Origin of the sequence: Pseudomonas sp. MWU13-2862 (assembly GCF_023242495.1) — a bacterium.
GTDB lineage: Bacteria > Pseudomonadota > Gammaproteobacteria > Pseudomonadales > Pseudomonadaceae > Aquipseudomonas > Aquipseudomonas gingeri_D.
This window is the reverse complement of sequence record NZ_JALMEZ010000013.1, coordinates 83,860-96,263: the sequence shown is the minus strand read 5'-3', so window position 1 is coordinate 96,263 and position 12,404 is coordinate 83,860. Positions and strand designations below refer to the sequence as shown.

Below are 12,404 nucleotides of genomic sequence, written 5' to 3'. Positions count from 1 at the left end.
GAAGTCGTCAGAATGAGCCGCGTCATCGACATCACACTCGATGGAAACAGCATCGATGCCCAGGCCGCGAGCTGGTTCGCCCGTCACCGCGACACGCCCGAACAGTCACCGGACAGGGCGTTCGAAGAATGGCGGGCAAAGCCGGAGCATGCCCGGGCCTATGCCGAGTTCGAAGCACTCTGGGCGGACCTGGCGCAACTGCGCCAACTGAACCAGCCGGCGTTGCCGGCCCCCCGGCGCAAGAACCTCTGGCGACCGGCCCTGGCCACGGCGGCCGCGCTGTTGTGTGCGTTGCTGAGCGCCAATCTCGGCGCACCAAATACCCCGTACCGGCATCAGGTCGCCGCCCATGCCCAGGGCACCCGCACCCTGAAACTGCCGGACGGCAGCACCCTGTACATCAACGCCAATACCCGACTGCGCATCAACTTCCGCTCCCGGCAACGGGATATCTACCTGGATCAGGGCCAGCTCTACCTGGAAGTGGCCGCCGACAAGGAACGCCCATTGTGGGTGCATGCCGGCAACGCCCGGGTACGAGTGGTGGGCACCGCTTTCGATGTGCGCCGCGGCCAGCGCCAGTTGGTGGTCAGCGTCGCCCACGGCCAGGTGGCTTTCGAGCCGGAAGGCGATCCGAGCAGCGCCACCCTGCTCGAAGCCAGGCAACGGGCGATCTTCGACTACGCCAAAGGTACGCTGCAACAGCAAACCCTGAGCAGCGAGGAAGTCGCCGATTGGCGCAGCGGCCACCTGGCCTTTCGCAACCGCGAACTGGCCAGTCTGCTCGATGAACTGAGCCTCTACCGCAGCAAACCGGTGCAACTGGCGGACGGCCCGCTGGCGCACTTCAAGGTCTCCGGCAACCTCGACGTGACAGACCCGGACGCTCTGCTCAATGCCCTGCCCGCCTTGATCCCGGTGAAAACCGTGGCCCTGGACGACGGTCAGGTCAGGATCGAAAGCCGCAAATAGCCGCCGGCCGGGATCGCGTTATTTTTCACCCCGCGTTCGAACGGACCACACTGAGTTCCGTTACCTGGGCCCGACGCTGGCTCAGGTAGCGGGTGCAACTGACCCGCAGGAAGGAGGCGAAATTCAGCACCTCCCCGCGAAAGTCCATCACTTCCTCGTAGAGCCGGGTGATCAACTGGTTGGTGGTCATGCCGTCGGCCTCGGCGATCTCGCCGAGGATGTCCCAGAACTGGTTTTCCAGGCGCAAGGTGGTCACCACGCCACGGATGCGCAGCGAGCGGGAACGCGATTCGTAGAGAATCGGATCGGCCTTGACGTAGAGCTCACACATGACCCAACCCTCCCTTACAAGGTGATCCTGGTACCCAGCAATCCGAGGAACGCCGCCAGCCAACTCGGATGCGCCGGCCAGGCCGGAGCGGTGGCGAGGTTGCCCTGGACGTGGGCCTGGGTCACTTCGATATCGATATAACGACCACCGGCCAGCCGCACTTCCGGAGCACAGGCAGGATAGGCGCTGCACTCACGACCGTCGAGAATCCCCGCCGCCGCCAGCAACTGCGCGCCATGACAAACCGCGGCAATCGGCTTGCCGGCGTGGTCGAAGGCCTGCACCAGTTGCAGGACTTTGTCGTTCAGCCGCAGGTATTCCGGCGCACGGCCACCGGGAATCAGCAACGCATCGTAGTCGGCGGCATCGACCTTGGCGAAATCAAAGTTCAGGGCGAACAGATGCCCCGGCTTTTCACTGTAGGTCTGGTCGCCCTCGAAGTCATGGATCGCGGTGCGCACGGTCTGGCCGGCGCTTTTGTCCGGGCACACCGCATGCACCTGGTGACCGACCATCAGCAGGGCCTGGAACGGCACCATCACTTCGTAGTCTTCGACGTAATCGCCAACCAGCATCAGAATCTTTTTCGCGGCCATGGGGTGAACTCCTCTGGTTAAACACTTGGGCAGACAAGAGTAGTCAAGGTAGACCCTATACACGCAGGCAGGTAATCACCGGCTACTACGCAGGCGGTCCCACGAAAAACTGTATGGACAACTCTCTACCCAGCTGTAGCGGCGAGCCGTCGGGGCTTTATGGCTAGATGACAGTCCCTGTTTCCCTGATGACTGGCCAACGTTTATGTCCTCCCGTGAAAACACCGGCATGCTGCTCGGCCTGCTGGGTGTAGTGATCTTCAGCCTGACCCTGCCCTTCACCCGCGTCGTGGTGCAGGAAATCCATCCGCTGCTCAACGGCCTCGGTCGCGCCCTGATCGCCGCCCTTCCGGCGGCGGCGCTGCTGCTGTGGCGTCGGGAAAAGTGGCCGACCTGGCGCCAGGTCAAAGGCCTGTCACTGGTGATCATCGGGGTCATCCTGGGTTTTCCGGTACTCTCGGCCTGGGCCATGCAGACCCTGCCGGCCTCCCACGGCGCCCTGGTCAATGGCCTGCAACCCTTGTGCGTGGCGTTGTACGCGGCCTGGTTGTCCCACGAGCGGCCATCAAAGGCCTTCTGGGCTTGCGCGGCCCTAGGCAGTGCGCTGGTGCTGGGTTATGCGCTGATCAGCGGGGCCGGGAGTATCCAGCCCGGAGACCTGTTGATGATCGGCGCCATCGCCCTCGGCGGCCTGGGCTATGCCGAGGGTGGTCGCCTGGCCCGGGAGATGGGCGGTTGGCAAGTGATCTGCTGGGCGCTGGTGCTGTCGGTGCCGATCCTGATCGGCCCGGTGCTGTACCTGGCCTGGCAGCACCAGGGCGCGATTTCCGGCAAGACCTGGTGGGCCTTCGGTTATGTGGCGTTGTTCTCGCAGTTTCTCGGCTTTTTTGCCTGGTACGCCGGGCTCGCCCTGGGCGGTATCGCCCGGGTCAGCCAGATCCAGCTGTTGCAGATTTTCTTCACCATTGCCTTTTCGGCGCTGTTCTTCGGCGAACACGTCGAGCCGATTACCTGGCTGTTTGCCGGTGGCGTGATCATCACCGTGATGCTCGGGCGCAAGACCAGCGTCCGCCCGGCGCAACCGGGCGGTTTGCCGGCGGGGGTTCAGCTCAAGTAGCCGTCGGCCCGCAGCAGGGTTTCCAGGCAGTGCTCCTGGATGTGATAGAACGCCTTCAACTCCTCGATCTTCACCAACAATTGCGCCGGGTCCACAGGCTCGGCGCGCTTGACCGCGAGGATCATCTTGTTCTTGTTGGTGTGTTCCAGGGAAATGAACTCGAAGACCTTGGTCTCGTAGCCGCAGGCTTCCAGGAACAGTGCGCGCAAGCTGTCGGTGACCATCTCCGCCTGCTGCCCCAGGTGCAGGCCATATTGCAGCATCGGCTTGAGCAACACCGGACTCTGGATCTGCAAGCGGATCTGCTTGTGGCAGCACGGCGAGCACATGATGATCGCCGCGCCGGAGCGGATACCGGTGTGGATCGCATAGTCGGTGGCGATATCGCAGGCATGCAAGGCGATCATCACTTCCAGTTCGCTCGGCGCCACGCTGCGCACATCGCCACATTTGAACACCAGCCCCGGATGCTCCAGGCGCGCCGCCGCCGTATTGCACAGGTTGACCATGTCTTCGCGCAACTCGACCCCGGTCACCTGGCCTTCGACCTGCAAGGTATTGCGCAGGTAATCGTGGATGGCAAAGGTCAGGTAGCCCTTGCCCGAACCGAAGTCCGCGACCCGCACCGGCTGGTCGAGCTTGATCGGCGAGTGGCTCAGGGCATGGGAAAACACTTCGATAAATTTGTTGATCTGCTTCCACTTGCGCGACATCGCCGGAATCAGCTCGTGCTGCGGGTTGGTCACCCCCAGGTCGGTGAGAAACGGCCGGCTGAGTTCCAGATAGCGGTTCTTCTCGCGATTGTGCTCGGCGGACGGCACTTCCCGCGTCTGCTGGGCCTTGCCCTTGAACAGGGTGCTCTTGCCCTTTTTGCTGTACTCCAGTTGCACTTCGTCGGTGAGTGACAGCAGGTGCGCGTTCTTGAAGGACGCCGGCAGCAGCCCGGCGATGATCGCCTGGCCTTCGGCGAGGGCGAAGTTCTTGGTGATATCACGGGTCTTGTAGCGATAGACAAAGGACAGGCACGCCTGCTCCTTGACCGTCACCTGCTTGATGATCAGCCGTTGCAGGTCCGCTTCGTCGCCCACGTACTTGGCCAGCACCAGCTTGATAAAAGCGTTCTGCGCCAGACCGGTCTCGAGCAACTCGAGAAACTGTGCGTGATGGTCCGGCACGGACTGGGCGGGGGTTGCAGTAGCTGACATGTAAAGGGCGCCTCGGGCGTGCGGGAGTCGGATCAGGGAATAGCGGCTATTGTATCAGCCCAACAGGACCAACCGGTTAGGCAACTCGTTGCGCGCCTGGGTCACCGGCACATGAGACTTGAGCAGTTCGCCGCAGGACTCGATGCAGCTGATAAAGCCCTGCAAGGTCTGCCCCTGCCTGACCCGCTCGGTGAAGGCCTTGACTATGGGCTCCCAGGCGCTGTTGTCGAGCCGCTGGGAAATCCCCTTGTCCACCAGGATTTCGACATGGCGCTCGGCCTCACAGACAAAGATCAGGATACCGGTACCGCCGACGGTATGGTGCAGGTTCTGTTCGAGAAACTGCCGCCGCGCCAGGTTCGATGCCCGCCAGTGCCGCACCGATCGCGGAATCAGCCGGCTGGTGATCGACGGGATGCGGAACACCAGGCACAACACGATAAAGCTGCTCCACTGCACTGCCAGCAGGCTGTGGCTGTTCAGCCAGCCGAAGACGAAGTTGAGCAGCCCGGGGACCAGCAGCGCCGCCAGGCTGGCCCACAGCAACGGGATATAGGCATAGTCGTCGGCACGCCGCGCCAGCACCGTCACCAGTTCCGCATCGGTCTGCTGCTCGACCCGGGTAATCGCTTCGGCAACCTGCCGTTGTTCGTATTCAGTCAGTAAGGCCATGGTTGTGCACACTCTCTAATAATGATGGATTACCAACTGCCCGATGATCCGCCGCCACCGAAACCGCCACCGCCACCGCTGAAGCCACCGCCGGAACGTCCGCCACCGCCGCCGCCAAAACCTCCCGAGCCGCCCCTCGGGCCATAGCCCATCAGTTGCATCATCGCGCAGATCAGCACGAAGAGAACCATGAGGAAGCCGATCAGTACCGGGTGCCGCGATCCGAAATCCCCTTCGGGCTCGGTTTTCTCCACCATCGGACTGCCCAGGACCTTGAGCATCGCGTCGACCCCGGAACTGATGCCGCTGGAAACATGGTCGCGTTTGAACTGCGGCACGATCAACTGGTTGATGATCAAGGATGACTGGGCGTCGGTCAGGCGGTCTTCCAGGCCATAACCCACTTCAATGCGCACCTTGCGCTCGTCCCGGGCGACGATCAGCAGCGCGCCGTTATTCTTGTCCTTCTGACCGATGCCCCAGTGACGCCCCAACTGGTAACCGTAATCCTCGATGGTCGCGCCTTGCAGGTTCGCCACGGTGACCACCACGATCTGCTCGCCGGTGGCCTTCTCATGGGCCTGCAACTGCTGATTCAAGGCCTCGCGCACCGGCGCGTCGATCATCTGGGCGCTGTCCACCACCCGCCCGCTCAATTCGGGAAACTGCAAATCGGCCCTGGCCGTCAGCGCCAGCGTGCAGAGCAACAGCCACAGGGCACCTTGGAAAATACGCATGCCTACCTCGTTCGTGATGAAGCAGGATCCAGCGCTGCCACAATTCAGCACGGCAACGCCCATCGGGTTACTGGAACTTCACCTGCGGTGCTTTATCGGCGTCCTGGACGGTCGCCTCGAACGTCGGGCGCAACGGCAGGTTGCTGTACATCAGGCTATGCCAGAGGCGGCCGGGAAAGGTGCGGATCTCGGTGTTGTACTTTTCCACACTGAGGATGAAGTCACGTCGCGCCACACTGATACGGTTTTCCGTGCCTTCGAGTTGGGACTGCAGGGCCAGGAAGTTCTGGTTTGACTTCAGATCCGGGTATCGCTCCGAGACCACCATCAGACGACTGAGGGCGCCGGTCAACTGGCCCTGGGCGTCCTGGTACTGCTTGAGCTTCTCGGGATTATCCAGGGTGCTGGCATCGACCTGGATCGAGGTGGCCTTGGCCCGCGCCTCGACCACCGCGGTCAGGGTTTCCTGCTCCTGTTTGGCGTAACCCTTGACCGTTTCCACCAGATTCGGGATCAGGTCCGCGCGCCGCTGATACTGGTTCTGTACCTGGGCCCAGTTGGCCTTCACCTGTTCATCATAAGTGGGAATATTGTTGATGCCGCAGCCGGCCAGCAACGTCGCCAGCAATGCCAGTGCGGCGAATCTGCAACTCGAACGTAAGCCCTGTTGTGCCTGCATGCTCGAAACCCTCCTTGAAACGTTAAAAAGAGAAAAACCCCAGGATTTTTCGTACGCGGGACTCAGGCATAATCCGCCACCGCCACTGGAATGTGTGAAGCCAATCAGCTAAAAGATGCCCAGCGCGAAAAACAGTTCACAACTGTGCTGGATTATTAGCACAACAAGAGTCGCTCCCTATAACTAAACAGCCCGGCCAGTGCGCAACGATTGATCGCCGGACCGGGCCCCCGAGATAATCATTCATGAAGAAGCTGTGTTTGCTGGGCCTCGCTATTGGCCTGGCCAGTCTCCCGGTAGTGGCTGACACAAAGCCCGCCTCCCTGGAAAACAAGGACGCTTTCATCGCCCAGTTGATGAAGCAGATGACCCTCGAGGAAAAGATCGGCCAATTGCGTCTGATCAGTATTGGCCCGGAAATGCCCCGGGAACTGATCCGCAAGGAAATCGCCGCGGGTAACATCGGCGGCACCTTCAACTCCATCTCCCGCCCGGAAAACCGTCCGATGCAGGACGCCGCCATGCGCAGCCGGTTGAAGATCCCGATGTTCTTCGCCTATGACGTGATCCACGGCCACCGGACCATTTTCCCCATCAGCCTGGGCCTGGCGTCGAGCTGGGACATGGACGCCATCGGCCATTCCGGACGCATCGCCGCCCAGGAAGCCAGCGCCGACAGCCTGGACATCACCTTCGCGCCGATGGTCGATATTTCCCGCGACCCGCGCTGGGGCCGGACCTCCGAGGGCTTCGGCGAGGACACCTATCTGGTCTCGCGCATCGCCCAGGTGATGGTCCACGCCTACCAGGGCAAGAGCCCGAGCGAACCGGACAGCATCATGGCCAGCGTCAAGCACTTCGCCCTCTATGGCGCGGTGGAAGGCGGTCGCGACTACAACGTGGTCGACATGAGCCCGGTGAAAATGTACCAGACCTACCTGCCGCCTTATCGCGCCGCGATCGACGCCGGCGCCGGCGGGGTGATGGTTGCCCTGAACTCGATCAACGGCGTGCCCGCCACTTCCAACACCTGGCTGATGCAGGACCTGCTGCGCAAGGACTGGGGTTTCAAGGGCCTGGCGGTGAGCGACCACGGGGCGATTTTCGAACTGCTCAAGCACGGCGTTGCCAAGGACGGGCGCGAAGCGGCCAAGCTGGCGATCAAGGCCGGCATCGACATGAGCATGAACGACTCGCTGTATGGCAAGGAGCTGCCGGGGCTGATCAAGTCTGGCGAAGTGCCGCAGAGCGACCTGGACAACGCCGTGCGTGAAGTGCTCGGCGCCAAGTACGACATGGGCCTGTTCAAGGACCCGTACCTGCGTATCGGCAAGGCCGAGGATGATCCGGCCGACACCAATGCCGAAAGCCGCCTGCACCGCAGCGATGCCCGCGACATGGCACGGCGCAGCCTGGTCCTGCTGAAGAACCAGGACCAGACCCTGCCACTGAAGAAGTCGGCGAAGATCGCCCTGGTCGGCCCGCTGGCCAAGGCCCCGATCGACATGATGGGCAGCTGGGCCGCCGCCGGCCTGCCGGCGCAATCGGTCACCCTGTATGACGGCATGAGCCGTGCCCTGGGCGACAAGGGCCAACTGGTCTATGCCCGCGGTTCGAACGTCACCGCCGACAAGAAGGTCGTGGATTACCTGAACTTCCTCAACTTCGCGGCTCCGGAAATCGTCGATGACCCGCGCCCGGCGCAGCAGATGATCGACGAAGCGGTCAAGGCCGCGGAGCAGGCCGACGTGGTGATCGCCGCGGTGGGCGAGTCGCGGGGCATGTCCCACGAGTCGTCGAGCCGTACCGACCTGAACATCCCGGCCAGCCAGCGTGAACTGATCAAGGCCCTCAAGGCCACCGGCAAGCCGTTGGTACTGGTGCTGATGAACGGCCGTCCGCTGACCATCGGCCACGAGCAGGACCAGGCCGCTGCCGTGCTGGAAACCTGGTTCAGCGGCACCGAAGGCGGCAACGCCATTGCCGACGTACTGTTCGGCGACTACAACCCGTCGGGCAAGCTGCCGATCACCTTCCCGCGCTCGGTCGGCCAGGTGCCGATGTACTACAACCACCTGACCATCGGTCGTCCGTACACCCCGGGCAAGCCAGGCAACTACACCTCGCAGTATTTCGACGAGGAAAACACCCCGCTGTACCCCTTCGGCTACGGCCTGAGCTACACCGACTTCAGCCTGAGCGGCATGGCGCTGTCTTCGAGCACGCTGAACAAGAGCGGCAAGCTCGATGCCAGCATCACGGTGAAGAACACCGGCAAGCGTGACGGCGAGACGGTGGTGCAGCTGTATATCCAGCAGGTCGCCGGTTCCATGATCCGTCCGGTCAAGGAACTGAAAAACTTCCAGAAGGTGATGCTCAAGGCGGGCGAGCAGAAGGTCCTTCACTTCAGCATCGACGAGGAAGACCTGAAGTTCTACAACACCCAGTTGAAGTACGCCTCGGAGCCGGGCAAGTTCAACGTGCAGATCGGCCTGGACTCCCAGGATGTGACGCAGCAGAGTTTCGAGTTGTTGTAAGCCCTGCCACTGACCGCTCTTGTGGGAGCGGTGCTTGCCCGCGAAGCTTTTGGCGACCTCAAGGTCCCTTTCGCGGGCAAGCTCCGCTCCCACAAGTCAGCGCCTAGCTGATTCGACATGCTATCTTTCCCGCCCCTCCCCAGCCTGTCGTTGCCCGTATGTCGCCGCTTCCTCGTCCCCTGCGTCTGGCGTTCTACACTCTGCTGATTGTCGCCGGTACCGTCCTGGCCGCCGGCTGGGCCGTGCATCGCGCCGAACAACAGGCCCTGGTCGACGACGCCTCGCGGGGCAAGATGCAACTGACGCTTTACGCCAACGCCCTGCACACCCTGATCGAACGCTACCGCGCCCTGCCTGCCGTGCTCGCCCTCGACCCGCAATTGCGCGCGGCCCTGGCCGGCCCCATCGATGCGGCAGAACAGGACGCCCTGAACCGCAAACTGGAACGGATCAATGGCGCCGCGCGCTCTTCCACCCTGCAACTGCTGGATCGCAATGGCCTGTCGGTGGCTGCCAGCAACTGGAGCCTGCCGAGCAGCTACGTCGGTCACAACTACGGCTTTCGCCCTTACTTCAACCAGACCCGCGTCGAAGGCAGCGGGCACTTCTATGCCGTGGGCGTGACCAGTGGCATTCCCGGTTATTTTCTCGCCAGCGCGGTAACCGGCGACAACGGCGAATTCCTCGGCGCCATGGTGGTGAAACTGGAGTTCCCGGAACTCGAGCGTGAGTGGAGCAAGGGCAACGACACCCTGCTGGTCAGCGATGCCCGCGACATCGTGTTTATCGCCAACCAGCCCGGCTGGCGCTATCGCCTGCTGCGCCCGCTGCGTGACAATGACCGCAGTGAAATCGGCAGCACCCGGCAATATGACAAGCAATCCCTCAGCCCCCTTGAATACCGCCCCTTGCGAATGTTCGGCGACAACAGTTACCTGACCCGGGTCGACGGCCCGGACGGCAGTGCCGACTACCTCTGGGAGTCGCAGCCACTGCCTCCGGAAGACTGGACCCTGCACCTGCTGCGCAAACCGCAGATGGCCGCCGAGGAACGACGCAATGCCGCACTCGCCGGTGCCGGCCTGTGGCTGGCCCTGGTGTTTCTGCTGCTGTTCCTCAGCCAACGCTGGCGCCTGGCGCGCCTGCGCCAACGCAGTCGCGAAGAGCTGGAGCGTCTGGTGGAGGAACGCACCCGCGACCTGCGCACCGCCCAGGACGGTCTGGTGCAATCGGCCAAACTGGCGGCGCTGGGGCAGATGTCCGCCGCCCTGGCCCATGAAATCAACCAGCCGCTGACCGCCCAGCGCATGCAATTGGCGACCTTGCGCCTGCTGCTCGACCACGGCCGGATCGAGGACGCCTACCAGGCCCTCGCCCCCCTGGATCAGATGCTGACCCGCATGGCAGCCCTCACCGGTCACTTGAAGACCTACGCCCGACAAAGCCCCAGCGGCCTGCGTGAGCCCCTCGACCTGGCCGGCGTGGTCGATCAGGCGTTGCAACTGCTCGACCCGCGTCTGCGTGAAGACGCGGTCAGCACGGTGCTGCACCTGACCCGCCCGGCCTGGGTCCGGGGCGACGCGATTCGTCTGGAGCAGGTGCTGATCAACCTGTTGCGCAATGCCCTGGATGCCATGCACGACAAACCGCTCAAGCGCCTTGAAATCCGTATCGAAGCCCGCCCACCGGTATGGCTGCTGACCGTGGGCGACAGCGGCGGTGGGATTGCCGAGGAACACCTGGGCAAGGTCTTCGACCCGTTCTTCACCACCAAACCGGTAGGCGATGGCCTCGGCCTGGGCCTGGCGGTGTCCTACGCCATCGTCCATGAACTGGACGGTCGCCTGAGCGTCGACAATCGCCACGGCGGCGCCCACTTCAGCCTGACCCTGCCCATTGCCCCGGAGATGGACACTCGATGAACGCCGTGATCGTGGTCGATGACGAAGCCAGCATCCGCACGGCTGTCGAGCAATGGCTGAGCCTGTCGGGTTTCCAGGTGCAGACCTTCAGCCGCGCCGAAGAGTGCCTGGCGCAACTGCCCCGGGATTTCCCCGGGGTGATCCTCAGCGACGTGCGCATGCCCGGCATGGGCGGCCTGGAATTGCTGGCGCGTTTGCAGGCACACGACAGCGATCTGCCGGTGATCCTGCTGACCGGTCACGGCGACGTGCCCATGGCGGTGGAAGCCATGCGCGACGGTGCCTACGACTTCCTGGAAAAACCCTTCAGCCCGCAGACCCTGCTCGCCAGCCTCGCCCGGGCCATGGAGAAACGCCGCCTGGTGCTGGAGAACCGCCAGTTGCATCAACAGGCCGATCACCGCTCCCGACTCGAGCGCAGCCTGCTGGGGGTTTCCCGCAGCCTGCAAACCCTGCGCCGGCAGGTGCTGGAGCTGGCGGCGCTACCGGTCAACGTGCTGATCCGTGGTGAAACCGGCAGCGGCAAGGAACTGGTTGCCCGTTGCCTGCATGATTTCGGGCCGAGGGCCGCCAAGCCGTTTGTCGCCCTCAACTGCGCGGCGATTCCCGAGGCCTTGTTTGAAGCCGAGTTGTTCGGTCATGAAAGCGGGGCTTTCACCGGGGCCCAGGGCAAGCGTATCGGCAAGCTGGAATACGCCGATGGCGGCACCTTGTTTCTCGACGAGATCGAAAGCATGCCGCTGGCCCAGCAGGTGAAGCTGCTGCGGGTGTTGCAGGAGCAGAAGCTGGAGCGGCTGGGTTCGAACCAGAGCATCGCGGTGGACCTGCGTATCGTCGCCGCGACCAAACCCGACTTGCTCGACGAGGCCCGGGCCGGGCGCTTTCGCGAGGACCTGGCCTATCGGCTGACAGTGGCGCAGTTGCGTCTGCCGCCGTTGCGCGAGCGTCGCGAAGATATCCCGTTGTTGTTCGAACACTTCGCCTACGGTGCGGCCGAGCGCATGGGGCGCCCCTCGACGCCATTGAGCGGGCCGCAGTTGAGCCGCCTGTTGAGCCATGACTGGCCGGGTAATGTGCGGGAACTGGCCAATGCCGCCGAACGCTCGGTCCTCGGCCTGGGTGAGTCGGAGCCTGACGCAATCGATCCAGGCCAATCCCTCGCGGCGCAGCAGGAGGCCTTTGAAGCGCAATGCCTGCGTTCGGCCCTGACCCGGCACAAGGGCGACGTCAAGGCAGTACTCGAAGAGCTGCAACTGCCACGCCGCACCTTCAATGAAAAGATGCAACGTCATGGCCTGGCGCGCGAGATGTTCCTCAAGGACGACTGAACCCCTGCCTGGAAAACACCGCCTATCAACCTGTGGGAGCGGAGCTTGCCCGCGAAGCTTTTAGCGTTCTCAAGGGCCTATTCGCGGGCAAGCTCCGCTCCCACAGGTTGTGCCGTGTTTGTCTGGTTCATGTTTCATCCAGCACATCCCGCATCGGCGATTTTCCGCTTATTGATTTATCGCCCATGAGCGGATTTCCGCTCACCCAATCCCGCCACCCCTTCTAAACCGGGCCTTCCACCGTTGGCACAGCTCCTGCTATAGCCCTGGCAGGCTGCGCTCGCGCGCGCTCCACAAAAACAATGACT

At 63.0% G+C, this 12,404-nt stretch carries 11 protein-coding genes; 5 read left to right on the top strand and 6 right to left on the bottom strand.

Annotated features, from left to right (window positions below):
* Positions 1 to 12: 12 nt before the first annotated feature.
* Positions 13 to 972 carry a FecR domain-containing protein gene (locus tag M5C56_RS22665; RefSeq protein ID WP_103498160.1) on the top strand — a complete coding sequence of 320 codons (960 nt, stop codon included), beginning with the start codon at positions 13 to 15 and terminating at the stop codon, positions 970 to 972.
* 25 nt (positions 973 to 997) lie between these two features.
* Here the strand turns inward: M5C56_RS22665 and M5C56_RS22660 are convergent, their stop codons facing one another.
* On the bottom strand, positions 998 to 1,303 hold the full coding sequence (locus tag M5C56_RS22660; protein WP_103498159.1) for a ribbon-helix-helix domain-containing protein: 306 nt from the start codon (positions 1,301 to 1,303) through the stop codon (positions 998 to 1,000).
* A 14-nt stretch (positions 1,304 to 1,317) separates the two neighbouring features.
* A complete protein-coding gene (locus M5C56_RS22655) occupies positions 1,318 to 1,899 on the bottom strand; it encodes a DJ-1/PfpI family protein (protein ID WP_103498158.1) in 582 nt (193 codons plus the stop codon).
* A 205-nt stretch (positions 1,900 to 2,104) separates the two neighbouring features.
* On the opposite strand from M5C56_RS22655, the gene M5C56_RS22650 reads away from it, so the two are divergent.
* Positions 2,105 to 3,016 (top strand): DMT family transporter, encoded by a 912-nt coding sequence (locus M5C56_RS22650; RefSeq protein ID WP_103498157.1) that lies wholly within the window; start codon positions 2,105 to 2,107, stop codon positions 3,014 to 3,016.
* Here M5C56_RS22650 and M5C56_RS22645 read toward each other — a convergent pair.
* From M5C56_RS22645 to M5C56_RS22630, 4 genes are all read right to left on the bottom strand, one after another.
* Entirely contained in the window at positions 3,004 to 4,221 is a 1,218-nt protein-coding gene (locus M5C56_RS22645; protein WP_103498156.1) for an SAM-dependent methyltransferase, read from the bottom strand. The two genes, M5C56_RS22650 and M5C56_RS22645, sit on opposite strands and share 13 nt — an antisense overlap.
* Before the next feature lie 54 nt (positions 4,222 to 4,275).
* The gene (locus M5C56_RS22640; protein ID WP_103498155.1) at positions 4,276 to 4,893 is read right to left on the bottom strand and encodes a hypothetical protein; all 618 of its coding nucleotides are present in this window, start codon (positions 4,891 to 4,893) and stop codon (positions 4,276 to 4,278) included.
* A 29-nt stretch (positions 4,894 to 4,922) separates the two neighbouring features.
* Positions 4,923 to 5,630, bottom strand: coding sequence for a TPM domain-containing protein (locus M5C56_RS22635; protein WP_103498154.1), 708 nt, complete (start codon positions 5,628 to 5,630; stop codon positions 4,923 to 4,925).
* A gap of 67 nt (positions 5,631 to 5,697) precedes the next feature.
* A complete protein-coding gene (locus M5C56_RS22630; protein WP_103498153.1) occupies positions 5,698 to 6,309 on the bottom strand; it encodes a LemA family protein in 612 nt (203 codons plus the stop codon).
* A gap of 245 nt (positions 6,310 to 6,554) precedes the next feature.
* On the opposite strand from M5C56_RS22630, the gene bglX reads away from it, so the two are divergent.
* The 3 genes from bglX to M5C56_RS22615 all read left to right on the top strand — a co-directional run bounded on the left by bglX (position 6,555) and on the right by M5C56_RS22615 (position 12,096).
* Positions 6,555 to 8,846: a beta-glucosidase BglX gene (gene bglX / locus M5C56_RS22625; RefSeq protein ID WP_103498152.1), complete on the top strand. Its 2,292-nt coding sequence runs from the start codon at positions 6,555 to 6,557 to the stop codon at positions 8,844 to 8,846.
* A 158-nt stretch (positions 8,847 to 9,004) separates the two neighbouring features.
* Positions 9,005 to 10,768: an ATP-binding protein gene (locus M5C56_RS22620; RefSeq protein ID WP_103498151.1), complete on the top strand. Its 1,764-nt coding sequence runs from the start codon at positions 9,005 to 9,007 to the stop codon at positions 10,766 to 10,768.
* Positions 10,765 to 12,096 (top strand): sigma-54 dependent transcriptional regulator, encoded by a 1,332-nt coding sequence (locus M5C56_RS22615; protein WP_103498150.1) that lies wholly within the window; start codon positions 10,765 to 10,767, stop codon positions 12,094 to 12,096. The genes M5C56_RS22620 and M5C56_RS22615 overlap by 4 nt, the downstream gene beginning before the upstream one ends.
* Positions 12,097 to 12,404: the final 308 nt, after the last annotated feature.

What these genes read in the sequence shown, in the direction of transcription:
- M5C56_RS22630 (WP_103498153.1), bottom strand. Translation starts at nt 6,309, where the DNA reads ATGCAGGCACAACAGGGCTTACGTTCGAGTTGCAGATTCGCCGCACTG.
- M5C56_RS22635 (WP_103498154.1), bottom strand. Translation starts at nt 5,630, where the DNA reads ATGCGTATTTTCCAAGGTGCCCTGTGGCTGTTGCTCTGCACGCTGGCG.
- bglX (WP_103498152.1), top strand. Translation starts at nt 6,555, where the DNA reads ATGAAGAAGCTGTGTTTGCTGGGCCTCGCTATTGGCCTGGCCAGTCTC.
- M5C56_RS22665 (WP_103498160.1), top strand. Translation starts at nt 13, where the DNA reads ATGAGCCGCGTCATCGACATCACACTCGATGGAAACAGCATCGATGCC.
- M5C56_RS22615 (WP_103498150.1), top strand. Translation starts at nt 10,765, where the DNA reads ATGAACGCCGTGATCGTGGTCGATGACGAAGCCAGCATCCGCACGGCT.
- M5C56_RS22640 (WP_103498155.1), bottom strand. Translation starts at nt 4,893, where the DNA reads ATGGCCTTACTGACTGAATACGAACAACGGCAGGTTGCCGAAGCGATT.
- M5C56_RS22660 (WP_103498159.1), bottom strand. Translation starts at nt 1,303, where the DNA reads ATGTGTGAGCTCTACGTCAAGGCCGATCCGATTCTCTACGAATCGCGT.
- M5C56_RS22645 (WP_103498156.1), bottom strand. Translation starts at nt 4,221, where the DNA reads ATGTCAGCTACTGCAACCCCCGCCCAGTCCGTGCCGGACCATCACGCA.
- M5C56_RS22655 (WP_103498158.1), bottom strand. Translation starts at nt 1,899, where the DNA reads ATGGCCGCGAAAAAGATTCTGATGCTGGTTGGCGATTACGTCGAAGAC.
- M5C56_RS22620 (WP_103498151.1), top strand. Translation starts at nt 9,005, where the DNA reads ATGTCGCCGCTTCCTCGTCCCCTGCGTCTGGCGTTCTACACTCTGCTG.
- M5C56_RS22650 (WP_103498157.1), top strand. Translation starts at nt 2,105, where the DNA reads ATGTCCTCCCGTGAAAACACCGGCATGCTGCTCGGCCTGCTGGGTGTA.